23 protein-coding genes are annotated in these 23,227 nt (G+C 58.7%); 14 read left to right on the forward strand and 9 right to left on the reverse strand.

Annotated features, from left to right (window positions below):
* Window positions 1-27: 27 nt before the first annotated feature.
* The 8 genes from pnuC to LOY38_RS15440 all read left to right on the forward strand — a co-directional run bounded on the left by pnuC (window position 28) and on the right by LOY38_RS15440 (window position 6,786).
* Window positions 28-591 carry a nicotinamide riboside transporter PnuC gene (gene pnuC, locus LOY38_RS15405; RefSeq protein WP_258695960.1) on the forward strand — a complete coding sequence of 188 codons (564 nt, stop codon included), beginning with the start codon at window positions 28-30 and terminating at the stop codon, window positions 589-591.
* Window positions 588-1,112 carry an AAA family ATPase gene (locus LOY38_RS15410; protein WP_258695961.1) on the forward strand — a complete coding sequence of 175 codons (525 nt, stop codon included), beginning with the start codon at window positions 588-590 and terminating at the stop codon, window positions 1,110-1,112. Before pnuC ends, LOY38_RS15410 begins: the two co-directional genes overlap by 4 nt.
* Before the next feature lie 377 nt (window positions 1,113-1,489).
* The gene (locus tag LOY38_RS15415; protein WP_258695962.1) at window positions 1,490-1,927 is read left to right on the forward strand and encodes a hypothetical protein; all 438 of its coding nucleotides are present in this window, start codon (window positions 1,490-1,492) and stop codon (window positions 1,925-1,927) included.
* 1 nt (window position 1,928) lies between these two features.
* Window positions 1,929-2,501, forward strand: coding sequence for an adhesin (locus LOY38_RS15420; protein WP_258695963.1), 573 nt, complete (start codon window positions 1,929-1,931; stop codon window positions 2,499-2,501).
* A 51-nt stretch (window positions 2,502-2,552) separates the two neighbouring features.
* Window positions 2,553-3,932 (forward strand): heme utilization protein, encoded by a 1,380-nt coding sequence (locus tag LOY38_RS15425; RefSeq protein ID WP_258695964.1) that lies wholly within the window; start codon window positions 2,553-2,555, stop codon window positions 3,930-3,932.
* Window positions 3,933-3,994: 62 nt separating this feature from the next.
* Window positions 3,995-4,678 carry a C39 family peptidase gene (locus tag LOY38_RS15430; RefSeq protein ID WP_258695965.1) on the forward strand — a complete coding sequence of 228 codons (684 nt, stop codon included), beginning with the start codon at window positions 3,995-3,997 and terminating at the stop codon, window positions 4,676-4,678.
* 32 nt (window positions 4,679-4,710) lie between these two features.
* On the forward strand, window positions 4,711-5,457 hold the full coding sequence (locus tag LOY38_RS15435; RefSeq protein WP_258695966.1) for a hypothetical protein: 747 nt from the start codon (window positions 4,711-4,713) through the stop codon (window positions 5,455-5,457).
* Between the two features lie 48 nt (window positions 5,458-5,505).
* Window positions 5,506-6,786 carry a hypothetical protein gene (locus LOY38_RS15440; protein ID WP_258695967.1) on the forward strand — a complete coding sequence of 427 codons (1,281 nt, stop codon included), beginning with the start codon at window positions 5,506-5,508 and terminating at the stop codon, window positions 6,784-6,786.
* Between the two features lie 68 nt (window positions 6,787-6,854).
* Here LOY38_RS15440 and LOY38_RS15445 read toward each other — a convergent pair whose 3' ends face one another.
* Complete coding sequence (locus tag LOY38_RS15445; protein ID WP_258695968.1) at window positions 6,855-8,180, reverse strand: sigma-54 dependent transcriptional regulator; 1,326 nt, start codon at window positions 8,178-8,180, stop codon at window positions 6,855-6,857.
* A 344-nt stretch (window positions 8,181-8,524) separates the two neighbouring features.
* Here LOY38_RS15445 and LOY38_RS15450 point away from each other — a divergent pair, with 344 nt between their 5' ends.
* The 3 genes from LOY38_RS15450 (at window position 8,525) to nhaB (ending at window position 11,936) form a co-directional block, all read left to right on the forward strand.
* Entirely contained in the window at window positions 8,525-8,791 is a 267-nt protein-coding gene (locus tag LOY38_RS15450) for a hypothetical protein (RefSeq protein ID WP_258695969.1), read from the forward strand.
* Between the two features lie 274 nt (window positions 8,792-9,065).
* A complete protein-coding gene (locus LOY38_RS15455) occupies window positions 9,066-10,355 on the forward strand; it encodes a hypothetical protein (RefSeq protein WP_258695970.1) in 1,290 nt (429 codons plus the stop codon).
* A 78-nt stretch (window positions 10,356-10,433) separates the two neighbouring features.
* Complete coding sequence (nhaB, locus tag LOY38_RS15460) at window positions 10,434-11,936, forward strand: sodium/proton antiporter NhaB (protein WP_258695971.1); 1,503 nt, start codon at window positions 10,434-10,436, stop codon at window positions 11,934-11,936.
* Window positions 11,937-11,960: 24 nt separating this feature from the next.
* On the opposite strand, the gene LOY38_RS15465 is transcribed toward nhaB, so the two are convergent.
* The 3 genes from LOY38_RS15465 to gnd are packed head-to-tail and all read right to left on the reverse strand — an operon-like array spanning window position 11,961 to window position 15,279.
* Window positions 11,961-12,782, reverse strand: coding sequence for an HAD family hydrolase (locus LOY38_RS15465; protein WP_258695972.1), 822 nt, complete (start codon window positions 12,780-12,782; stop codon window positions 11,961-11,963).
* Window positions 12,779-14,302 carry a glucose-6-phosphate dehydrogenase gene (gene zwf, locus LOY38_RS15470; RefSeq protein ID WP_258695973.1) on the reverse strand — a complete coding sequence of 508 codons (1,524 nt, stop codon included), beginning with the start codon at window positions 14,300-14,302 and terminating at the stop codon, window positions 12,779-12,781. Before zwf ends, LOY38_RS15465 begins: the two co-directional genes overlap by 4 nt.
* Window positions 14,299-15,279 carry a phosphogluconate dehydrogenase (NAD(+)-dependent, decarboxylating) gene (gene gnd, locus LOY38_RS15475; RefSeq protein ID WP_258695974.1) on the reverse strand — a complete coding sequence of 327 codons (981 nt, stop codon included), beginning with the start codon at window positions 15,277-15,279 and terminating at the stop codon, window positions 14,299-14,301. Before gnd ends, zwf begins: the two co-directional genes overlap by 4 nt.
* A 272-nt stretch (window positions 15,280-15,551) precedes the next feature.
* On the opposite strand from gnd, the gene LOY38_RS15480 reads away from it, so the two are divergent.
* Window positions 15,552-15,734, forward strand: a complete 183-nt coding sequence (locus tag LOY38_RS15480; protein ID WP_008069248.1) for a DUF6026 family protein — start codon at window positions 15,552-15,554, stop codon at window positions 15,732-15,734.
* A 197-nt stretch (window positions 15,735-15,931) separates the two neighbouring features.
* Window positions 15,932-17,677: a phosphoethanolamine transferase CptA gene (locus tag LOY38_RS15485; RefSeq protein WP_258695975.1), complete on the forward strand. Its 1,746-nt coding sequence runs from the start codon at window positions 15,932-15,934 to the stop codon at window positions 17,675-17,677.
* Window positions 17,678-17,805: 128 nt separating this feature from the next.
* Here the strand turns inward: LOY38_RS15485 and LOY38_RS15490 are convergent, their stop codons facing one another.
* From LOY38_RS15490 to LOY38_RS15505, 4 genes are all read right to left on the reverse strand, one after another.
* Entirely contained in the window at window positions 17,806-18,297 is a 492-nt protein-coding gene (locus LOY38_RS15490; protein ID WP_258695976.1) for a GNAT family N-acetyltransferase, read from the reverse strand.
* A 130-nt stretch (window positions 18,298-18,427) separates the two neighbouring features.
* Window positions 18,428-19,546: a cell division protein ZapE gene (gene zapE / locus LOY38_RS15495; protein WP_258700733.1), complete on the reverse strand. Its 1,119-nt coding sequence runs from the start codon at window positions 19,544-19,546 to the stop codon at window positions 18,428-18,430.
* Between the two features lie 41 nt (window positions 19,547-19,587).
* Complete coding sequence (locus LOY38_RS15500; protein WP_258695977.1) at window positions 19,588-19,929, reverse strand: nuclear transport factor 2 family protein; 342 nt, start codon at window positions 19,927-19,929, stop codon at window positions 19,588-19,590.
* A gap of 52 nt (window positions 19,930-19,981) precedes the next feature.
* Window positions 19,982-20,698 (reverse strand): YafY family protein, encoded by a 717-nt coding sequence (locus tag LOY38_RS15505; RefSeq protein WP_258695978.1) that lies wholly within the window; start codon window positions 20,696-20,698, stop codon window positions 19,982-19,984.
* A 480-nt stretch (window positions 20,699-21,178) separates the two neighbouring features.
* Here LOY38_RS15505 and LOY38_RS15510 point away from each other — a divergent pair, with 480 nt between their 5' ends.
* Entirely contained in the window at window positions 21,179-21,646 is a 468-nt protein-coding gene (locus tag LOY38_RS15510; protein WP_258700734.1) for an LEA type 2 family protein, read from the forward strand.
* A gap of 7 nt (window positions 21,647-21,653) precedes the next feature.
* On the opposite strand, the gene LOY38_RS15515 is transcribed toward LOY38_RS15510, so the two are convergent.
* Window positions 21,654-23,216 carry an alkaline phosphatase D family protein gene (locus LOY38_RS15515; RefSeq protein ID WP_258695979.1) on the reverse strand — a complete coding sequence of 521 codons (1,563 nt, stop codon included), beginning with the start codon at window positions 23,214-23,216 and terminating at the stop codon, window positions 21,654-21,656.
* Window positions 23,217-23,227 lie beyond the last annotated feature (11 nt).

Genomic DNA, 23,227 nt, shown 5'->3' on the forward strand with positions numbered 1-23,227 from the left:
TCATTTCTACGACACCAAGGAACCTCCATGTCCGGGCTTGAACTGTTTGCCGCCGCCCTCGGCGTGATCGCCGTCTGGTTGACGGTCAGACAGAACCCCTGGTGCTGGCCAATCGGCCTGGTCATGGTGCTGCTGTATAGCTGGATTTTTTTCGAGGTGAAGCTGTATTCGGACATGCTGCTGCAAGTGATCTACGCCGCCTTGCAGCTCTACGGCTGGTGGCAGTGGACCCGTGCGGGCGCGACGCATGACGGGCGGCAGGTCAGCCAGCTCGATGGACAATCGATAGCGCTCGGTCTGGCCGTCGGCGCGGTCGGCAGTCTGCTGCTGGGGGCCGCGATGGCCCACTGGACCGATGCCGCTCAGCCCTGGCTCGATGCGGCGTTGACCGGTTTCAGCCTGGTGGCGCAGTTATGGATGGCGCAAAAACGTCTGCAATGCTGGCCGCTGTGGATTGCGCTGGACGTAATCTTCGTCGGCCTGTTCATCTATAAAGCGCTGTACCTCACCGCCGGCCTCTATGGGGTGTTCGCAGTGCTGGCGGTGCAAGGCTGGCGGACGTGGCGCGCCGACCCGGCATTGCGCACATGAAAGTGCTGGTACTCACGGGCCCCGAATCCAGCGGCAAGAGCTGGCTGGCCGCCGAACTGCAACAGCACTTCGGCGGCGCTCTGGTGGGCGAATACGTACGCTGGTTCATTGAGCAGAAGGCGCGAGACACTTGCCTGGCCGATATCCCCGACATCGCTCGCGGACAGCTGCAGTGGGAAGATGACGCCCGAGCCTTTCAGCCGCCGCTGCTGATTCTCGACACTCACTTGCTGAGCAATATGTTGTGGAGCCAAACCCTGTTTGGCGATTGTCCGGCCTGGCTCGAACAGGCGTTGCTGGCTCGGCATTACGACCTGCACTTGCTGCTGTCTCCCGAACTCGTCGACTGGACCGACGATGGCCAGCGGTGTCAGCCCGAACTGGATGAGCGCCGGGCCTTTTTCAACGCGACCCATGCATGGCTGGAGCAGCATCGACAGCCTGTTCAAGTGATTCAAGGCCATTGGGCTGAACGCCGGGCCCAGGCGTTGCAAGCCGTTACTTTGCTGCTTGGGCGCTAATCAGAACCTGTGGGGAGCTGACGGGCACTGGCCAATACCCCCAGTATTTGTTGCAGTATTTTTTCTAATGCGTCCGTTTCTGAAACACACCTCCCCTCTCAAACAGCCTGTTTCAACCCCATTCATCATCTTGTCATGCCATGTGTTAACGCGCTGGTACACCACAGCGCAAACCCTTGGATCCGGAGCTTTACCTTCCCTTCAGCCCGTTGCAGCACCCTGCGTTGTCTCAGACCTGAAACAGCTCAATCATCGATCCACTGCGCTTGATCGATAACCCTTTGAATCAAAACAATTATCAAAAAGCGGCACGGCTTTCGCTCTCTCCTTCACAAGGCTGACTAGGGCCAGCCGCCAACAAAGAAGGAATCGCCGCCGTGGGGACATTTGATAACAGCATCTATAGCCTCCTGTTGATCGGATGCGCACTAGGCTCAAGTGTCTGCCTGCCTGTACAGGCTGACAACGGCATCATTATTATCAAACGTGATGTCCAACCGCGCATGGCAACGCGAGCGCCGGTGATTCCCGACCCTAGCCCCACAACCGCCAATGCCAACCCGTCCAAACAAGTCCTCAGGCAAACGAACGAATTGAGCGACGGCGACTTTGCCAGCGTCGCCAGTGGTGCAGGCATCTCCCGCCTGGTCACGCAAAACACCAACAACCTGAGCGGCAATCTCACCAACCAGACCCAGCTTTCCAACCTCCCCGCTGGACGTTCGGGAAATTCGGGCAACGGTATTGCCAACATGGTCAACTCAAACATCCAGCAAGGCCTGGGTGCTCTGAGAGTCGTAACGGGAGACCGTTAAGATGAATCGTATGCTGCTGATGATTGCCATGTTTTGCAGTGCATCGACCTTTGCCCACCCCCCCGTCATCAATAACGCCGAAATCGACGGTTCGGGCATGCAGTACCAGGGCAACCTCACCGTCAACCAGGCTGCCGGCGATCTGCAGCAACAGGCCAACGCCCGGGCCATCGCCGTTGGCCATGGAGCCAGCGCGACCACGCAGATTCGCCAACGGCTGCGGACGGAGGTCGACCCCAGGATCGATGCTCGATCCAGCATTCAAGGCGACTCCTTCAGCAACGGCAGTGGCGCTCTGGGCGTCAACCAGAGCGCGGGCGCCAGCAACCAGCAAGCCAACGCACTGCGTATCAGCATCAGTGCCCAGCCGCAAAGTATCGACGACAGCGTCCTCATGCAGCAGAACGTGGCGCTGATCAACAACTCCGATCCAACTGACTCTGCACCAGGCAATCGCCAGGTCGCTACCAGCGATCAGGCCTTCACCGGTAGCCGTGGGGTGATCCAGTTGAATCAGAGCTCCGGGGTGGGAAACCGAACGGCCAACACCCTGAGCGTACGGGTCATGGACTGACCCAAACAGGTAGAAACAACACTTAACCTAAAATAAGTACGGAGAATCACCATGAAACCTTCGATGGCACTCAAGCCTCTGGTTTTCGCAATTGCTGCGGTCATGGCTGTTGCTGTACAAGCTGGGCAAAACGATCGGCGTGACAATGACCACCACCATGGCCAGAACAATGGCCATCACACCCCTCCTCCAACAAAGATCCCTGTCTATGCGACGGCCAATGCATGGGATAACCAGAGCAGTACCAACAACCGCATCCGTAACGAAGGGACGATCAACGAAGCTGAAATGAACAGCTCTGCCACAGGCGCCAGCGGCAACGTCGGCGTCAACGTGGCTGCAGGTAGCGGCAACCAACAAGACAACGCGGCCGCCATCGCAAATGCTGCCTCAAACTCCAGTCAGGACAACAGCTTCGTGTTCGGCACTGCTACAGCCACCGCCGATGTCACGCAATACAGCAACAATAACAGGGTCAACAACTTCGGTAGCACAGCCTCTGCCGTTATGAGCGGATCGGGGAATAGCGGCAGCGGTAACATGGGTATCAACATTGCTGGCGGCGACCTCAACCAACAGAAAAACACCATGGCGATTGCCAACACCAATGCCCCGCTCGGTAACGCAACAGCCACCGCCTCTGCCGATCAACAAGGTCCTGGCCTGGTAGTGAATAACAACGCCGATCGGACGTACCGCCTGGATACGATGACAGTTACCAACTCGGCCAGCGGTAGTTTCTCTCGCGATAAATCATCCGAGGCTAGCGGCAGTAGAAGCGCTTCTTCGAGCTGGGACGCGAGCGGTTCCAGGAGCTCTGATGCCAGCGGTACCAAAAGCGTTGATATAAGTGGTTCTCGCAGTAGTAATGCGAGCGGTTCTAGCAGCAGTAATGCGAGCGGTTCTTCGAGTGCTTCTTTGAGTGCTTCCTTGAGCGCTACTTTGGACGCTACTGCGGCGGCTGCCAGCTCCCGTACCTTCAATAATGGCAATGGCGATCGCACCCGCAGCAGGACTGCCGACGCATCGCTTAACGCATCGATTGATGCAACGCTTGACGCATCGAGAGACAGATCGTACGACAGATCGCGCGACTCCTCGTACGACAGATCGCGCGATTCCTCGTTTGATAAATCGTACGATAAATCATACGAGAAATCGTCTGCCTCCTCGTACGAAAAATCGGGCAGCAAATCGTCCGAATCTGCGTACGACAAAGCGAAAAGCTACAGTGAAAGCAGCTCATATGATTTGAGCAATACCTACACCTATCAAGTGCTGACTCCAACTGGCTGGGCAAATCCTGTGACCAACACTGCAACCCTGAGCGGTTCGGTCAATGGTGGCAGTGGCAACCTGGGCGTCAACGTAGCTGCCGGGGTGGGTAACCAACAAAGCAACTCGCTGGCCATTTCCAACAACTCGTTCTAATTGCTGTCTCTGGAGGCCCCCTTACGGGGGCCTGTTTCAACACAACCAGAAGGCGTCCTACCATGCGCATTATCATCGCCTTGGCATTTTTGCTTTGCGCGGCCAGTGTGAGCGAGGCTGCACAAATGCCGCTTTCCGTCCTGCCAGGCGGCGCGGTGGTGTATAAGCCGATCCAGAGCATGCGCGAGCGTAAGTTTGCCGACCTGGTGCAACAAAAAACCGACTTCAGTTGCGGCGCAGCTGCGCTGGCGACCATATTGCGCCAGGCCTATTGGCTGGACGTGAATGAAGAGCAGATTATCGAAGGCATGCTGGCGCACTCCGATCAAGATCTTGTACGCGTCCAGGGCTTCTCCATGCTCGACATGAAGCGTTACGTGGAAAGTATCGGCATGCGGGCCCGTGGCTACCGGGTAGCGCCGGATACGTTGAGCGAAATCAGAATTCCGGTTGTGGTACTCCTGGATATCCGTGGCTACAAACATTTTGTGGTCATGCAAAGAGTCCATAAGGGCTGGGTATATATCGGGGATCCGGTACTCGGCCATAAACGCTACAAAGTCGACGACTTTGTAAAAGGCTGGAACGGCATCATCTTTGCTGTCATCGGTCAGGGCTACGACAAAACCAACGCGTTGCTCGACCCACCCATGCCACTAACCGCCAAGAACCGCATCAACACCTTCAGCCCGGTGCAAGACGCAGAGTTGATGGATTTCGGATTCATCCAAAGCGACTTCTTCTAATGACAAGGAGCACGACGCTCCCGGAGCATCCAATGAAGACTCCAATCTGGCTAGCCGTGGCTTGCCTGGCCGCCAGCCTGCCGACCCAGGCACAGACATTCAAACCGATTGAATTGAAGGATCAGGAATTGGCAACCCTGCGAGGCCGCTATGTCATGCCGGGACGGATCATCAGTTTCGGCATTGTCATGACCAGCAGTTGGCAAAATGCCAACGGTGAAGTGATCGGGGCAACTTCCTCGATGCAAATTCAACAATCAACCATCAAGCCACAGTTCTATGTGTCGATGATCGACGAAAAAGGCGATGGCTCAGCGCGTTCGCAAAGCACCGGCACCGGTACCGTCACTGGCGGCAGCGGCCTCAACAGCACCGAAGGCGTCACTCAAGTCGTGCGTGCTGCCGGCGACCATAACACTGCCTACAACAACGTTGAGATCAACGTCACAAAGGCTAGCCAAGCGCCAGCAACGCAACAGCAGGGCCAGGCGTTGGCCACAGGCTCGACGTTGGTCGGCGCCAATGGCGCGGGTTCGTTGAGCGTTTCCTCGACCGGTACGGGTGTGCAGCTCAACATCGTGGCCAACAACAACCAGGGCAGTACCGTACAACGCCTGGCCCAGGGCGGGCTGATGCAGAACACGACGTTGCTCGGCGGTGGTAACCAGGTCCGCAACCTCACATCCCTCAATGTCGTGCTGCGGGACAACGTATCTACAGCCGGGTCGCTGAACGGCAACCTGGACCAACTCAAAGGTCTTCGCACTCAAGGATTCTGATCTACGCTCAGTGTCATCAGATGTAGTCAGATAAGGGACGGCTAACCCATGCACCGATCGTTGACGTTCAGAGCTATCGTTTGTTTGAGTAGCCTGGCCCCGGCCACACTGCTGTACGCAGCACCGGACCCCCAGGTTGAAGTACTAAAACAAGAACTCATGGAGTTGAAACAGCGTTACGAAGCACAACAGAACGCGCTGATGGTACTCGAGCAACGCGTTCGCCAAGTCGAAGAAACACCTGCAACACCTGCTCCCAAACGGCTGACCAAATCCCCCGCAGAAACGGTCAAGGGTGGCCAGACTGTGGCCGCCGGTGCGCCGGGAACCACAGGCAGTTCATACGGCCAATCGCTCAAGGATGATTCGGAGCCTGCGCAAAGCGTTTCCAACCTGTATGACGAAGCCAGCGGGTTCTTCGGCGGCGGCAAGTTCAGCGTCGAAACAGGCCTGACCTATACCCACTACGATACCCGTGCACTGACGCTCAACGGCTTCCTGGCACTGGATGCGATTTTTCTCGGCAACATCGATATCGACCGTATCAAGGCGGATAACTGGACCCTGGACCTGACCGCCCGCTACAACGTGGCACAACGTTGGCAGTTCGACATTAACGTTCCCGTGGTTTATCGCGAATCAACGTACTCCTCCGGTGGTGCCGGTGGCGCAGGCCCGGTGACGTCGGACGCAACCGTTACCCGCGACCCGACCATCGGCGATGTGAACTTTGGCGTTGCTTACAAGTTTCTGGATGAGTCGGCCAACCTGCCCGACGCGGTCGTTACACTGCGCGTCAAGGCGCCAACCGGTAAAGACCCTTACGGCATCAAGCTGGTCCAGGCCGCGAACAACGATAACCTCGCGGTACCCGAGGACTTGCCTACCGGTAATGGTGTCTGGTCGATAACCCCGGGCATCTCGCTGGTCAAGAGCTTCGACCCTGCCGTGCTGTTCGGCAGCCTGGCCTACACCTACAACATGGAAGACTCTTTCAGCGACATCAGCCCTCAGGTCAACTCCAAGGTGCCCGGGGACGTGAAACTGGGCGATTCCTGGCAGGTCGGCGCCGGCATTGCATTCGCCTTGAACGAGAAAATGAGCATGTCGTTCTCGTTCACCGATCAGTTCGCCCGCAAGAGCAAGATCAAGCCGGACGGTGGCGATTGGCAATCGATCTCCAACAGCGATTACAACTCGGCCAACTTCAACATCGGCATGACCCTGGCAGCAACCGATAACCTGACGATCGTTCCCAACCTGTCCATCGGCCTGACCGACGACTCGCCAGACTTTTCCTTCAGCCTGAAATTCCCGTACTACTTCTAACCGTTTCACCCCAATGGAAAAGGCCCGCTGCGACGGATGTCGCAGCGGGCCTTTTCGTTTCACCCGCCCTAGCGGATCTGGTGCTTGTGCAGCAATCGGTAAAAAGTCGGCCGCGATACGCCCAGGACTCTGGCGGCGACGCTCAGATTGTCACTGTGCCGGTTCAACACATCGCATAGCGCCTGACGCTCGGCGCGGGTCTTGTAGTCTTCAAGGGTGCCCATCGGCGTAGCAGTGGCGTGTTGACTGATCAACCCCAGGTCTCGCGCCTCGATCTGCCGCCCTTCGGCCAATACCAGCCCACGACGTACCCGGTTGGCCAATTCGCGGACATTGCCCGGCCAGTCATGCTTGCCCATGGCGATCAGCGCGTCTTCGCTGAAACTGCGAGGACGACGACCGGTTTCATGGCTGTAAAAGTGGGAAAAGTGGTTGGCCAACATCAAGAGATCGCCATGACGCTCACGCAGCGGCACGGTGACCACTTGCAGGACGTTCAAGCGGTAGTACAAATCTTCGCGAAAGCGTTTCTTCTCAATGGCCTCCTCAAGATCGACGTGTGTCGCCGCCAATACCCGCACATCCACCGCAATAGGCTGATGCCCGCCGACACGCTCGACGTGTTTTTCCTGCAGAAAGCGCAGCAGATTGGCTTGCAATTCCAGGGGGAGATCACCGATTTCATCGAGAAACAGCGTTCCGCCGTTGGCCGCTTCGATCCGCCCGACCTTGCGCTGATGGGCACCGGTAAAAGCCCCCTTCTCGTGACCAAACAGTTCGGACTGGATCAAGTGCTCGGGGATCGCGCCGCAGTTGATCGCCACGAACGGGTTGCTGTGACGCTGGGACAGTCGATGCAGGGCTCGGGCGACCATTTCCTTGCCGGTCCCGCTTTCGCCGCGGATCAGCACCGGAGATTCGGTGGGCGCCAGTTTGCTCAACAGTTTGCGCAATTCGCGAATCGGTTTGCTGTCGCCGAGCAGTTCGTGTTCAGGCTGATCGATATGAACCGTGCTCTGGCCGCGCAGGCGCGCCATGCCGAACGCTCGCCCCAGAGTGACCTGAACCCGTGAGACATCGAACGGCAAGGTATGAAAGTCAAAAAACCATTCACAGACGAAGTCCCCGACATTCTGCATTCGCAGGACTTCCTGATTAAGCACGGCGATCCATTCGGTACCGCTACGGGTGATCAGTTCCTTGACGGCCTCCGGGCGCTCCAGATGAAAGGGCTGCAAACGCAACAGGCCGACGTCGCAGGTTCGTTCGGCGGCGTTTTCCAGGGTACAGCTGTCAACATCCCAACCCACAGCGCGTAAACCCGGCAGCAAACGGTGACAGTCGTCGCAAGGATCCACTACTAACAGACGTCGTAAGGCAGGCGCTTCGATCATGACTGTTCCTTGGCGCCAAATTATTAGGAAATATTATCAAAAACAGTCATTTGGCGGACTTGGCTGTAACACTAGCAAAATATTGACGCGGGCTTGTATCGATTGCTTATAGGGTTATTGGCCTATTAGTTATAAGTATTTATTTGGTTAGTTGCCTAACGAGTTGAACCTTTCATTCAGCTTTCAGAAACAGTCTGAATATCGAAGCCATGAAAGAAAGTTGAAAATTCTTTTGATTGTGTGTGACCCAACCCCCGGTTGCGGGCATCAGTACAAGTAACCAGCCGAACGGTAAGCCCAACCGACGGCACATCACTTGATTGGGCATACAGAGAGAAGATCCCATGAACGCCCCGCTCCGTATCAACGAAGCTCTTTTGATTGCCGACCGCGCATTCCAACCCTTTCAATGCGTGGCATGGGCACCACAAGACGGTAATGGCGAGCTCAGCCTGACCGTCATCGATCGCACTAACACTCGCATCAGCCGCAAACAAATTCCAAGCAGCGCCTATTCCGATCCAGAGCAACTCGCACACTTGCTGGAACAAACCCGCGCCGAGCTGAGCGAGGAAGGTTACACGCTGCAATCGTGGTCCATGCCGCACTAAGCGTTTTCGCGGATTACCGCTCGGTAATCCGCGTCCCCTCTTCCCCCCTTAGTTGACGTTTTTTACAGTCACCCCCCATCTGTTTCATCTTCTAACTCGTCAGATTACCTGGCAGGCTTGTCAGTGGTTCGAAAAGACACTGTTCTGGCACAAAACGCCCTGCCTCCCGAGAGTAATGGCAGTTGTGCATCAGCGCATTCAGGGATTGAATGTTCTGCTCATGCAGTCACCCTCCGGGCACCCGGACAAGGACGACTGGCAAGGAGATGCGTGCATGTCACTCCAGACTGCTTTTGCCTTACCTGCAACCGTCCATGGTGCAGGGCAACTCGATACGCGTTTCGCTGGCACCGGCAAGACTCAAGTGTATTTCGCCGGCAGTACTTCCAGCATGGCCAATGGCGTCGCGATTGACCACGCCAGCCGCGTGCTGGTAGCGGCAAAGGTCGGCACGCCGGGTGGCAGCCGCTTTGGACTGGCCCGCCTGCTTGAGGACGGTTCGGCGGATCTGGCTTTCGGCAAACAAGGCAGCGTCATCGGGCAGTTCGCCCACGGCTACGAGGCTATGGCGGGCACGGTGCGGGTGCTGGCCGACGGGCACATTCTGGTGGCCGGTCTGCACTACGAAAATGCTCACCGTACGCTGCCCGCCCTGGCGATGTTTGATCCGCAAGGCTGCCCGGTCCAGGGTTTTGGTGAGCATGGCCGCTGCGTGGTGCGCCTGCCGGGGAATCTTTCCCAGGGCGCTCGCGACGCCTGGTTGCCGCCCGGTGTACCGGGCACCGAAGCCTGTGATGCCTGTGTGCAGGACGACGGTCGAATCCTGCTGCTGGCCAATCATCGCTTCGAACTGGCCGATCACGTCGGCATGCTGATACGGCTCAACGCCGACGGCTCGCTGGACAGCACCTTCAACGGACGCGGTTTCGTCATGGTCCGGCACTTGCTGATGAACACCTGGCTCAACAACCTGATGGTGCAGCGCGATGGCCGAATCCTGGTCGGCGGATCGATCAATTTTCCCGAGGAGGGTTTGCTGGCGCGCTATCACACCGATGGCCGGCTGGACGACGGTTTCGCCGTGGAGGGTTTCATGACCTTCAAAGTACAGGGCCACAGCGCTCAGGTCTGCCAGATCGTCCAGCACGAAAAGGGTCATTTGCAGTGTTTTGGCAGCAGTCGTGACCCGATGCACTGCCTCGCATTAAACGTTCACAGTAACGGCCGACCCGACATTCGCTGCAATCGTGGCCAGCCAAAACTGTTGCAGGTTGGCCACAGCGGCTGCCAGTGGACCGCCGCCCAGGTACAGCCGGACGGCCGTGTGCTGACCGTCGGTGCGACGGTTGGCGGGGGCGAAGCCGATTTCATTCTCGCCCGGTATTTACCCAATGGGCCGTTGGACCGCAGCTTCGCCAATGGCCTTGGCTGGGTTCGCACACGCCTGAGTCGCGGTCCGGACACCGCCACTTCATTGGCCGTGCAGGCCGACGGTTGCATCGTCGTCGGCGGCCATTCGCTGGACGGAAACTACCGCGCGGTCGTCGCGCGATATCAACACTAGGCCGACATCTTATTCTTGGACTTGATCTTCCCTTGCGCTTACGGCAAGTTGCGCGCTACTTAATACAAGGAGTAGCCGATGTCCGGCTCAATGGCCCAAGCCTTCGCGCACAACTTTCTCGGGCACTCACCCCGCTGGTACAAGGCGAGCATTGTCGGTTTCCTGATTCTCAACGCTCTGGTGTTGTGGACGATCGGCCCGGCGGCGGCCGGTTGGCTGTTGGTGTTGGAGTTCATCTTCACCCTGGCCATGGCGCTCAAGTGTTACCCGCTGATGCCCGGTGGGTTGCTGCTGGTCGAAGCACTGCTGCTGAAAATGACCACGCCCCAGGCGCTGTATGACGAGTTGGTGCACAACTTCCCGGTGATCCTGCTGCTGATGTTCATGGTGGCGGGGATTTACTTCATGAAAGACCTGCTGTTGTTTCTGTTCTCGCGCCTGCTGCTGGGGGTTCGCTCCAAGGCGCTGCTGGCGTTGATGTTCTGTTTCCTGTCGGCGTTTCTGTCGGCGTTTCTCGATGCCTTGACCGTGACTGCCGTAATCATCAGTGCGGCCGTGGGGTTTTATTCGGTGTATCACCGCGTCGCCTCGGGCAGCGATCCGCGTCATGACAGCTCATTCTGCGATGACCAGCACTTGCCCACTCTCCACCATGCCGACCTCGAACAGTTCCGCGCCTTCCTGCGCAGCCTGCTGATGCACGGCGCGGTCGGCACTGCGTTGGGCGGTGTGTGCACGCTGGTCGGCGAGCCGCAGAACCTGCTGATCGGCCATGAAATGGGTTGGCACTTCGCCGAGTTCTTTCTGAAGATCGCTCCGGTGTCGTTGCCGGTGCTGGCAGCGGGCCTGGTGACCTGCGTGCTGCTGGAGAAACTGCGCTGGTTTGGCTACGGCACGCTGCTGCCGGACAACGTGCGTACGGTGCTGGCCAACTACGCCGCCGAAGACAACGCCGAGCGTACTTCGCGTCAGCGCGCTGCGTTGCTGGTGCAAGGGGCGGCAGCGCTGATTCTGATTGCCGGGCTGGCGTTTCACATTGCCGAAGTCGGCCTGATCGGTTTGATGGTGATCGTGCTGATCACCGCGTTTACCGGCATCACCGACGAGCACCGCCTCGGCAACGCCTTCAAGGACGCCATGCCATTCACCGCGCTGCTGGTGGTGTTTTTCGCAGTCGTGGCGGTGATTCACGATCAGCAACTGTTCACGCCGCTGATCCAGTGGGTGCTGGCACTGCCGGCCGATCAACAACCGGGCATGTTGTTTATTGCCAATGGCTTGCTGTCGGCCATCAGCGACAACGTGTTCGTGGCGACCATTTACATCACCGAAGTGAAGCAGGCGTTCATCTCCGGCCACATGAGCCGCGAGCACTTTGAAGCCCTGGCGATTGCGATCAACACCGGAACGAATCTGCCGAGCGTGGCGACGCCCAATGGCCAGGCGGCGTTCCTGTTCCTGCTGACCTCGGCGATTGCACCGCTGATTCGCTTGTCGTACGGGCGGATGGTGTGGATGGCGCTGCCTTACACCGTGGTGATGGGGATTCTTGGTTGGTACGCGGTGAGCTACTGGTTGTAACAGCCCCTACAGTCTGTTGTGTGTTCAGTGTTTGAGGATGTATCGCTCGATCGCCAGGGCCGCGCCGTCTTCGGTATTGGCCCCGGTCACTACATCGGCCTGACGCTTCACCGCTTCTTCCGCCTGCCCCATGGCAATCGACAACCCAGCCCGATGAAACATCGCCGGGTCATTGCCGCCGTCACCGAGGGCAGCGGTCTGTTCCAGCGGTACACCGAGAAACTCGGCCAGTGTCGCCAGTGCCTCGCCCTTGTTGGCCTGCATTGCGGTCACGTCCAGATAGACCGGTTGTGAACGCGACACCTGCGCCTGCCCTTCGACATTGGGCAGCAACTGCGCTTCCAGTTCGATCAGCAGTTCGGTGTTGTTGCTGGCGGCGACGATCTTGTCGATGCGGGCCAGGTAAGGCTCAAATGTCTCGACCACCACCGGCGGATACCCCAGGCCGTGCTGCTCTCGCGGGACCATCGGACCGTTCGAATCCTTTAACAGCCAGTCACCGCCACTGAACACCCAGACTTCAATGTCCGGCTGATCGGCAAACAGCGTCAATGCTGTCAGCGCTGCGGTTGCCGGCAAATAATGCGCAACCAGCACACTGCCGTCCGGGTTGACGATCGTGCCGCCATTGAAGGCCGCCGTCGGCAGATCGACGCCCAGGGCTTCGATCTGCTGCAACATGGCTTTGGGCGGACGCCCGGTGGCCAGGCTGAACAGTACGCCGGCCTCGCGCAAGGCGCGGACCGCCTCGATCGTGCGCTGACTGAGGCTGTGATCGGGCAGCAACAACGTGCCGTCCATGTCACTGAGCAGAAAACGGATGGGTTGTTGCGTGACGTCACTCATCCGAGGCTATGCCAGACGCGACCGTCGCGGGTCAGCAGCTCGTCAGCGCTCTGTGGCCCGTCTTCGCCGGCCGCATAGCTCTGCAACGTCGTGTCCTGCTGCCAGGCGTCGAGGAACGGCTGCACGGCGCGCCAGCCGTTCTCGATGTTGTCGGCACGCTGGAACAGCGTCTGATCGCCGGTCAGGCAATCGTAGATCAAGGTTTCGTAGCCGGTGGACGGCTGCATTTCAAAGAAATCCTTGTAGGCAAAACCCAGCTCGATATTGGCCATGTTCAACGCCGGCCCCGGCCGTTTGGCCAGCAAGTCGAACCACATGCCCTCGTTGGGCTGGATCTGGATCCGCAGATAGGTTGGCTGCAACTCTTCGACCTCGGTATCGCGGAACTGCGCATACGGCGCCGGTTTGAAGCAAATGACGATCTCGGTGTCGCGCACGCTCATGCGCTTGCCGGTGCGCAGGTAGAACGGCACGCCGACCCAGCGCCAGTTGTCGATCATCACTTTGAGCGCGACATAGGTTTCGGTGGTGCTGTCGGGTGCTACGTTGGTTTCCTGACGATAACCGGGCAGCGGATTGCCATCGATCTCGCCGGCGGTGTATTGGCCACGCACCGAGTTGGCGCGCGCTTCCTCGGTCGACCAGGGGCGGATCGCGCCGATGACTTTGGCTTTTTCGCCGCGTACCGCATCGGCGCCAAAGGCGGCTGGTGGTTCCATGGCCACCATCGCCAACAATTGGAACAGGTGATTGGGCACCATGTCCCGCAGGGCGCCTGTGACTTCATAAAAACTGCCACGGGTTTCCACGCCGACGGTTTCGGCGGCGGTGATTTGTACGTGGTCGATGTAATGGTTGTTCCAGAAGGCTTCGAACAGGCTGTTGGAGAACCGGCTGACCAGAATGTTCTGCACGGTTTCCTTGCCCAGATAGTGATCGATCCGGTAGATCTGCTTTTCCGTCATCACGTTGAGCAAGCACGCGTTCAAGGCTTCGGCGGTGTACAGGTCGGAGCCGAAAGGCTTTTCGACCACCACCCTTCTGAACGCGTCGGGGGTTTCTTGCAGTAATCCGGCAGCGCCGAGACGCCGCACCACTTCGCTGAAAAAGCGCGGTGCGGTGGCCAGGTAGAAAATCGCGTTGCCGGTGCCGCTGGCGGCGATTTTCGCCGCCAGCGCGTCATAGGTGCGTTCATCCAGAAAGTCGCCCTGGACGTAGCTGATGTGTTTGGCCAATTTGGCCCACAACGCCGGATCAAGGGCGTGATCGCCCTTGCCGACCTTGGCCGCCACTTCCGCCCGAATGAAATCTTCGAGCTTTTTGGCGAAGGCTTCGTCACTGATGGCGTTGTGATCAACGCCGATGATCCGCAGTCCATTCCCCAGCAAACCGTCGCGACTCAGGTTATACAGCGCCGGCATCAGCAGGCGCTTGACCAGATCACCATGGGCACCGAACAGAAACAGCGTGGTGGGCGGTGCGGGTTCTGCCTTGGATTTCCTGCGGATCACGTGGGTCATTTTTTCGCAGTCTCCACATGGCCGCCAAAGCCGAAGCGCTGGGCCGAGAGAATCTTGTCGCCAAAGGTGCCTTGTCCGCGCGAACGGTAGCGGGAGAACAGCGAGTTCGACAGCACAGGTACGGGCACCGATTGCTCCATGGCGGCCTCGATGGTCCAGCGGCCTTCACCACTGTCAGCCACGGAGCCTGAATAGCCGTCGAGTTTCGGATCGCTCGCCAGGGCGTCGGCGGTCAGGTCGAGCAGCCAGGAAGACACTACGCTGCCACGACGCCAGACTTCAGCGATGTCGGCAACGTTGAGGTCGAAGCGCTGATCTTCGGGCAGATTGGTGCTGGCCTTGGTCTTGAGAATGTCGAAGCCTTCGGCGAAGGCCTGCATCATTCCGTATTCAATGCCGTTATGGATCATCTTCACGAAATGCCCGGCGCCGGCGGGGCCTGCGTGGATGTAACCGCGCTCGGCACGATCGTCATCGGACTTGCGGTCCTTGGTGCGAGGAATGTCGCCCAGGCCCGGGGCCAGGGTTTCGAACAGCGGATCGAGACGCTTAACGGTCTCGGCATCGCCGCCGATCATCATGCAATAACCACGCTCCAGGCCCCAGACACCACCGGAGGTGCCGACGTCGATGTAGTGCAGGCCTTTTTCCGACAGGGTTTTGGCCCGACGGATGTCGTCCTTATAGAAGGTGTTACCGCCGTCGATGATGGTATCGCCGGCTTCAAGCAAGGTGCTCAGGGTGTCGATGGTGTCTTCGGTCGGTGCGCCGGCGGGCAGCATGACCCACACTGCACGCGGTTTGGCCAGGCCGGCGACCAGGGCTGGCAAATCGGCGACGCCGGTGGCGCCTTCTTCGGCCAGGGTGTCGACAAAGGCGGTATTGCGGTCGTAAACAACGGTGGTGTGGCCGTTGAGCATCAGGCGCCGCGCAATATTGCCGCCCATGCGGCCCAGTCCAATAATCCCGAGTTGCATGTACTGATGCTCCCTACTACGAATAAAGTGTGTCAAAGGTTATAGCCCAACGCGACTAGTGAAAGTTAGTCCAGAGCGGCGGGATGAAGTTTCCGGGCATTGTGCCCGATCCTGATTGATAACGTCGGGAATCGCACCGAAGACACAACGACCATGAAAAATAAAAAAGTTCCCTTCAGGAGCAAAAGAAATCAAAATCGGCGCCGATAGTAAGTGAGCACCCGATTTCGGGAGCCGACTTACAGTTGATACCGCCATTTGCGAGGTGAGCAATGGGCACCGTACATACAGCACTGCCAGCACAAACCCTTTACGTCACGATCCGTCGCGATGAACTGCGCCAGTTGAAAGACGAGCGCGATCAGTTGAAACGGGAAGTCGCGCAATTGCGCCTGCTGACCCAAGGCAATCAGGCTCAGCCCTTGCCCGTCACCCAACGTGCTCCCCACGCCTGATCCCCTCGCTTGAATCGGAAACGGCCGCCGCTGTTTCCGATCTGCTGAAACCTGCCAGCTCCGGCAACTCACAAAGTTTTCACATCTGCTTGTTGATACTCCGGCTCATTGTGGCCGCTCGGTATCCGGGCGGCGTTTGTTCGTCTGCGACAGGGAGAGTGCCGACGGCCGAAGTGATCATCCGGCGGGAGTGTTGAATGGCTTTGTTTAAACGCAGCAAAACGTCTGCGAATGGTTTCGACTGGGCAGGATTTCTCTGGTTATTTCTGTTCTTCTGGTATTTTTCCGGCATCACCCAACTGCTGATTCAACTGACGGGCACCTCCGGTTTTAGCGGGTTCCGCCAGGCCTTTGTGATGAGTGCCGTCTGGCTGGCGCCGATGCTGTTGTTTCCCAAACAAACCCGTGTGATGTCCGCGCTGATCGGCATGGTGCTGTGGGCCTGTTCGATGGCCAGCCTGGGTTATTTCTTCATTTATCAGCAGGAATTTTCCCAGAGCGTCATCTTCATCATGTTCGAATCGAACGTGTCTGAAGCCGGCGAGTACATGACCCAGTATTTTGCCTGGTGGATGGTGCTGGCGTTCCTCGCCCACACCGCGTTCGCGTATTTCCTTTGGACCCGCTTGCGCCCGGTGTACCTGCCACGCGCCCAGGCGCTGATTGCAGCGACGGCGATTCTGCTGGCCGTGATCGGTTACCCGCTGATCAAGCAGACCGCGCGCACCGGCAGCCTGGCGGACGGCTTCGAGAAATTCGAAACCCGCATCGAGCCCGCGGTGCCGTGGCAGATGGCCGTGGCCTATCACCGTTACCTCGAGACCCTGGTCGGCATGCAAGATATGCTCGACAGCGCCAGCAAGATCCCGCCCCTCAAGAACCTCACCGACTCGATGGCCAACCAGCCGGCGACCCTGGTGCTGGTGATCGGCGAGTCCACCAACCGTCAGCGCATGAGCCTGTACGGCTACCCTCGGGAAACCACCCCGGAACTGGACAAGCTCAAGGACCAACTGGCGGTTTTCGATAACGTCATTACCCCACGCCCCTACACCATCGAAGCGTTGCAGCAGGTGCTGACGTTCGCTGACGAAGAAAATCCGGACCTCTACCTGACGACGCCGTCATTGGTCAGCATGATGAAGCAGGCGGGTTACAAGACTTTCTGGATCACCAATCAGCAGACCATGACCAAACGCAACACCATGCTCACGACCTTCTCCGAGCAGGCCGACGAACAGGTGTACCTGAACAACAACCGCAACCAGAACGCCGCCCAGTACGATGGCGATGTGATCGAGCCGTTCAACAAGGCGCTGGCCGATGCAGCGCCACGCAAACTGATCGTCGTGCATTTGCTCGGCACGCACATGAGTTACCAGTACCGTTATCCGTCGACGTTCAACAAGTTCACCGACCGCAAAGGCGTTCCGGACGGCGTGCGTGACGATCAGGTGCCGACGTACAACAGCTATGACAACGCAGTGCTGTACAACGATTTCGTGGTGTCGAGTCTGATCAAGGACTACGCCAAGGCTGATCCGAACGGTTTCCTGCTGTACCTCTCCGACCACGGCGAAGACGTCTTCGACTCCGCTGACCACAACACCCTGGGCCGCAACGAGAACAAGCCGACCGCGCCGATGTACACCATTCCATTCATGGCCTGGGCTTCGCCGAAATGGCGTGAAAACCATGACTGGAGTTTCGCCGCTGACCTGGGTCGGCCGTACAGCAGTTCCCAGCTGATTCACACTTGGGCTGATCTGGCCGGCCTGAACTTTGATGAGCTGGACCGCAGCAAAAGCCTGGTCAGCGACAGCTTCAAGCCTCGGCCATTGATGATCGGCAACCCTTATGAGCGTGAGCAGCGGCCGTTGATCGATTTCAGCCTGATGAAAACCAAGGGCGCGCCTGTCGCTCCGGCGGTCGTTCAGCAGTAGTTTTTGAGGGGGGCAGAACCTGTGGGAGCGAGCCTGCTCGCGAAGACGCCGGTACAGTCAACATTGATGTTGCCTGACCCACTGCTTTCGCGAGCAGGCTCGCTCCCACAGAGATTGCGGATGGCGGACTAAAGCGCTTTGGTCCAGAACAGCATCCGGCCGTGCGCCGGGTCGAACATGCCTGGCGAAAAACCGAATTTGCCATAAGACGCCTGAGCCACTGGATTGCCTTCCAGCACTTCCAGGGTGATTTTGCAGCAGCCGCGCTGGCGTGCGATGTCCTCGACCTTGTGCAGCATCTTCTGACTCAGCCCCAACCCGCGAAACTTCGACACCACAACCACATCGTGCACGTTGACCAATGGCCGACAGGCAAAGGTCGAAAAGCCTTCGAAGCAATTGACCAGCCCTGCCGGCTCACCGCCGACAAACGCCAGTACGCTGAAGGCATGGGGACGTTTGGCCAGCTCCCCCGGCAGTTGTTGCAATCTATCGACGGGTAACGGGTGACCGCCGCCCATCGGGTCTTCGGCGTAGTGGTTCAATACAAGACAAATCGCCTCGGCATGCACCGGGTTCGAGTAGCTGGCCTGAAGCACTAGAATTTCTGCGGATTCCATTTCCACCCTCGATCACACATAAAGTTGCCCCAGCTCGCCTCTTGCGCACTGAAAGGTCCTGCGACCTTATCGCGAGCGCCGGGGTGCCGACAACCGGATCCTCTCGCCCCGTTGCACCTCCTCCCGGGCATCAAGTCTGGGCAAAACGTTTTAGCTGCATTTCCTGCAAACGGCTGAGGGTGCGGCGGAACGGGAATTCCAGATAGCCCTCGGTGTACAACGCCTCCATCGGCACCTGCGCCTCGAGGTACAGCGGCACCTTGCGGTCATAGCATTCGTCCACCAGGGCGATGAACCGCCGCACGCCGTCGTCATGCACCGACAACTGGGGCAACTCGCGATCCCCCGCCGCCACTCGCTCGACACCGTCTTCAGTGCCACGGGCGATGCGCCCTTCACGCTTTTGCGCGCTGAGGTTGGGTACCTCACTCAGCACAATAGCGGTGAAGGTGTCGCACAGGGCCATGAAGTCCATGGCGGCAAAAGGCTGCTCGCAGAGTTCGGCGTAGCGGCACCAGAGCACGGTTTGACTGGCCTGCATGACACTGACCGAACGGTAGCCGATCTTCACCGGATCGCTGGACAGCGACTGGCCGACGGTCAAGGCCTTGAACACTTCGCCGAGGGCGCCGGGCTGACCCGGCACGTTCACCCAGTAACGCTGCACACCGGCGCCAGGGTGCAGACGATGATCTTCCCCGCCATCCACCGCAATGACCTGCATGTGTTGCTTGATCGCAACAATGGCCGGCATGAATCGGTCGCGGTTGAAGCCGTCGGCGTACAGCTGATCCGGTGGTTGGTTGGAGGTACACACCACTACCACGCCCTGCTCGAACATCACCTGAAACAGACGCCCGAGAATGATCGCGTCACCGATGTCGTTGACGAACAGCTCATCGAAACACAGCACCCGTACTTCCTGGCTCAATTCGCGCGCCAGCGTGTTCAACGGGTCGGCGGTGCCGGTCAATTGAAAGGAACGCTGATGGACCCAGCCCATGAAGTGATGAAAATGCTGACGCCGAGCCGGGACGCGCAGGGTTTGGTAGAACTGATCCATCAACCAGGTCTTGCCCCGCCCGACCGGCCCCCAGAGGTACACGCCGGTGATCGGCGTACGGCCTTCATGCAAGGCTTCGTGGCATTTTTGCAGCGCCCACACGGCGTGTTCCTGGGCTTCGTCCTGGACGAAGCCCTTCTGCTCGATGGCGTGTTGCCAGGCGCTTAAGGGAGAGTCGACATTCATGCGCGGCAGTATAGGCAAATCGCAATTCATGTGGGAGCGGGTTACAGAGAGATGTCCAGCCGGGCGATCTTGCCCTGCTCATTGAGGCGGAACGTGTAGCGCAGTTCCAGCGGGCTACCGGGAAAGGTGCCGGAGATCAGGTTGTGGACCAGCACTTTGCCGGTGCGCAGCTGAACGTCGAGCACCTCGACCCGGGGTTGGTAACGTTGTGCGGTGTCTTGCATCCATTGAGCAATGGCTTGCGTGCCGACTTGATGCTGCCCCTCATCGAACACATTGGCATTCTCAGCGAAAAAACTGGCGACCCTCGACGTGTCGCGAGCATTGGCGGCAGCAATGTAGGCGGCGATGGCAGGGGCCAGTGAAGAGGCTGGACTGGACATGTTTACGGCTCCTTGTGAGTTGATTCTGGAGCCATGCTAAAACAAGCCTGTGTCAGTTCTTGTCAGGAGTGAAACGCCCTGCTTCGTCCAGTTGCATCTGCTTGCGCCAGGTGCGCAACAGGTCGCTGCGCCGCCCCGGGTAACGTTCGCCCTGTTCAGTGGCGGCCGAGATCCGGTCGGTGCGAAACGTGCGATAGGCGCTGCGTAACTCACACCAGGCGACAATGATCCGCACCTCGTTGAGAAACCCCAGGGCCAGTGGCCAGATCAGCCGCTGACTGGGCACCTGATTGGCGTCCGCGTAATCGAGGTGCAGCTTGGCCTGATCGCGGATGGCCTGGCGAAACACATTCAAGGGCACGGCATTTTGCGGGTAGCCACAACCTGGTGGGCCCGGCAACACCGTCGGGTTGCGCAAGGCATCCTGGGCCGTCGGGTCGAGCACCGCGGCGATTTTTGCCAGGGCATCGGCCGCGGCTTTGCTCAAGACCTCATCGCCACGCTGATCCACGTAACGCAAACCGAGCACAATGGCTTCGGTTTCATCGGCATTGAGCATCAAGGGCGGTAGAAACAAACCGCTGCGCAACACATAACCGATCCCCGCTTCGCCAAAGATCGGCGCGCCGAGCGCGGTGAGTTCCGCGATGTCGCGGTACAGCGTGCGCTCGGAAATCTCCAGTTCGCTGGCCAATGTCGCGGCAGTCACCGGACGACTTTTGCCCCGCAGCACTTGTAACAAGGTCAGTAAACGAGTGGTTCGTGACACGGTCGGCAGGCTCTTTCCTGAAAAGTCGCCGGAGCTTAGCAGAGGCTGCTGCCAGAAACTGGCAGGAGTGATCTCGCTCCAAGAGCCGAACACAACTCAAATGTGCGAGCGGGCTTGCTCGCGAAAGCGGTTTAACATCTCACACTTATATTGGCTGACACTCCGCCTTCGCGAGCAAGCCCACATTTTGGTTTGCGCGTTACCGATCGACCTTGTGTTTAGCCGCATACAGACACAGCATCTCCGGGTTTGCGGCTGCTGCGCAGCCGAACGGGAGCAAGCTCCCTCGCCACAGGTTTTGTGTATGCCCCTCTGTACCGTTTAGCCCCGATTTACGGCCTCGACGGCCGATGGGCCTGGGCGGTGCCTGAAGTGTTGCGCGAGTTGCCAAAGGCGCTGCACACCATCTTCGAATCGCCAATCACTGTCCGTGCGTTGTGCGCTATCGTGCTGAATATCTTCCTGCCCGAGAGCCTGTCCATGCGCAGATTAATCGTCCTGTCCTTCCTGCTGCTCTCCCTCGGCGCCTGCGCCCTGTTCCCCAGTCGCGATCCGCTGCACATAAACGTGGTCGGTATCGAGCCGCTGCAAAGCCAGGAACTGGAAGTGCGTTTCGCGGTAAAACTGCGCGTGCAAAACCCCAACGAAACCGCGATCGCCTACAACGGCGTGGCGCTGGACCTGGAAGTCAACGGCCGACCACTCGCCTCCGGCGTCAGCAACCAGTCGGGCTCGATCCCACGGTTCTCCGAAGCAGTGTTAGTGGTGCCGGTGAGCATTTCGGCGTTCACGGTGCTGCGTCAGACCCTGGGGTTGAGTCAGACGCAGACCCTGGACAATCTGCCCTACGTACTGCGCGGCAAGCTGGCTGGCGGCGCGTTCGGTACCCTGCGTTTTGTCGATCGCGGCAAGCTCAGCCTGTCGGGTTCGACCTCCGGCACCTGGTAACGCCCCGTTATGTAACGGGGTAGATCACCTGCGTCACACAATGCTTGAGACCTTCTATGTGCCAGTTGGCCCACAGTCGGGTTTTGCCGTTGCCGCCCTCATCCGGCTCTATCGCCAGCCAGTTTCGAGCGGCAATCAGGTAACGTCCCCTTGTGCCGATGGGCAACATGGTTCCGGTGATGGCGTAGTCGATCTGTTCCTGGTGCCCGCCAATGGACTCCAGAAATTGCACCGCCAGCACCGGCGGCGAAGGATGCACGACCCCGGTCGAAATCAATTGGTAGATCGTTCCTGCACCATCGACGTTATGCCGGGACAACTTCGATTCGATCACACAGGCCCCGGCCACATGAACATCACCGGACACCAGCGTAACCTTGCATGACTCGGCATTGGCGAAATCCAGCAGCCGCATGATCAGCCGCTTGCGTTCGTCTCGGTGGGGCTGGCTTCGCCAGTGGTCGCGCAAATCGTCCTCAAGCTCCTGTTGCCCCGACATCAGGTCCAGCGCCTTTTCGGCCGCCTGCAAATCAAGGTAACCCACGGGAATACTCGACATCAGCAACAGGTGCTTGTGCGCCTTGACCTTGTCCAGCCAGGCATAAATCGCATCCCAACTGAGGGGCGAAATCACCCGGGTCTGTTGAGCCCGTGGAGTCGTCAAGTCCGGCGCGCGTTCGCTGCGCAGGTCGGGAACCAACAATGCCAACTCGCCCAGGCCGGTGAACCCCAGGTGAAAGCCGTCGGCGGTACCCGGAATCGCGCAGGGATGCGTATCAGCGGACGGTTTGAGGTGCGGATGGGTCTGGATCAGTTGCTGCTGGAAAATCCTGAAATAGCGTTTGGCCGTGGCAAACAGCCCCTGGAACACCGGACTTGAATGCAGCATCTCATCGTAGGAACCCCAGCCGTCGATGATGTCATGGTCATCCCACATCATCACCGTCGGGATGGCGCTGAATAGCTTCGCGACCTCAGGCTGTTTCCAGCACTCCAGGTAGAGCCTGGCGAAAAACTTGTCCAGATCTGCTTCGATCACCTTGGTGTAGACGGCCTTTTGACGATCGGCGAAAGGTTTGGCAAACCATGCTTTCATGGACGACACGCTGCTGCGCATGTCGTCGCTGTAAAGCTGATCGCCACCCATCAACAGCAGGTGATAGGGCTTGCTTTGATGAACGCCCCACATGTGCTCCCAACGCTCGTTGTTCCTGTCCACCTTCTCCATGTCCTTGGGGTCCGAGAAGCCGTTGCACGACACATACGCGATGCGCGGCGACTGGCCCTTGGCCGGAACGACAAAGTTGGCCTCTGCCCCCTCTATGTTGATCGTGTAAGTGGTGGCAACGGATTTGTCTTGCGGTGTTTTGAAATCAATGCGCCAGACGCGGTGCTGAGGATTGAGCAGCGGGATATCGGCGGTGGCCAACGGTTTGCCGGCAGTGACACCCTTGGGCACCTTCACGCTGGGCGATGACCCGCCCAAGGGTAGAACCACCAGAGCCGACACGTTATAGACACTACTGTTGATGCCACGAAACTGCAGAATCGGGCCGAGTAACACACTCATGGGCAGTCCAT

Origin of the sequence: Pseudomonas sp. B21-015 (assembly GCF_024749285.1) — a bacterium.
Lineage (GTDB): Bacteria > Pseudomonadota > Gammaproteobacteria > Pseudomonadales > Pseudomonadaceae > Aquipseudomonas.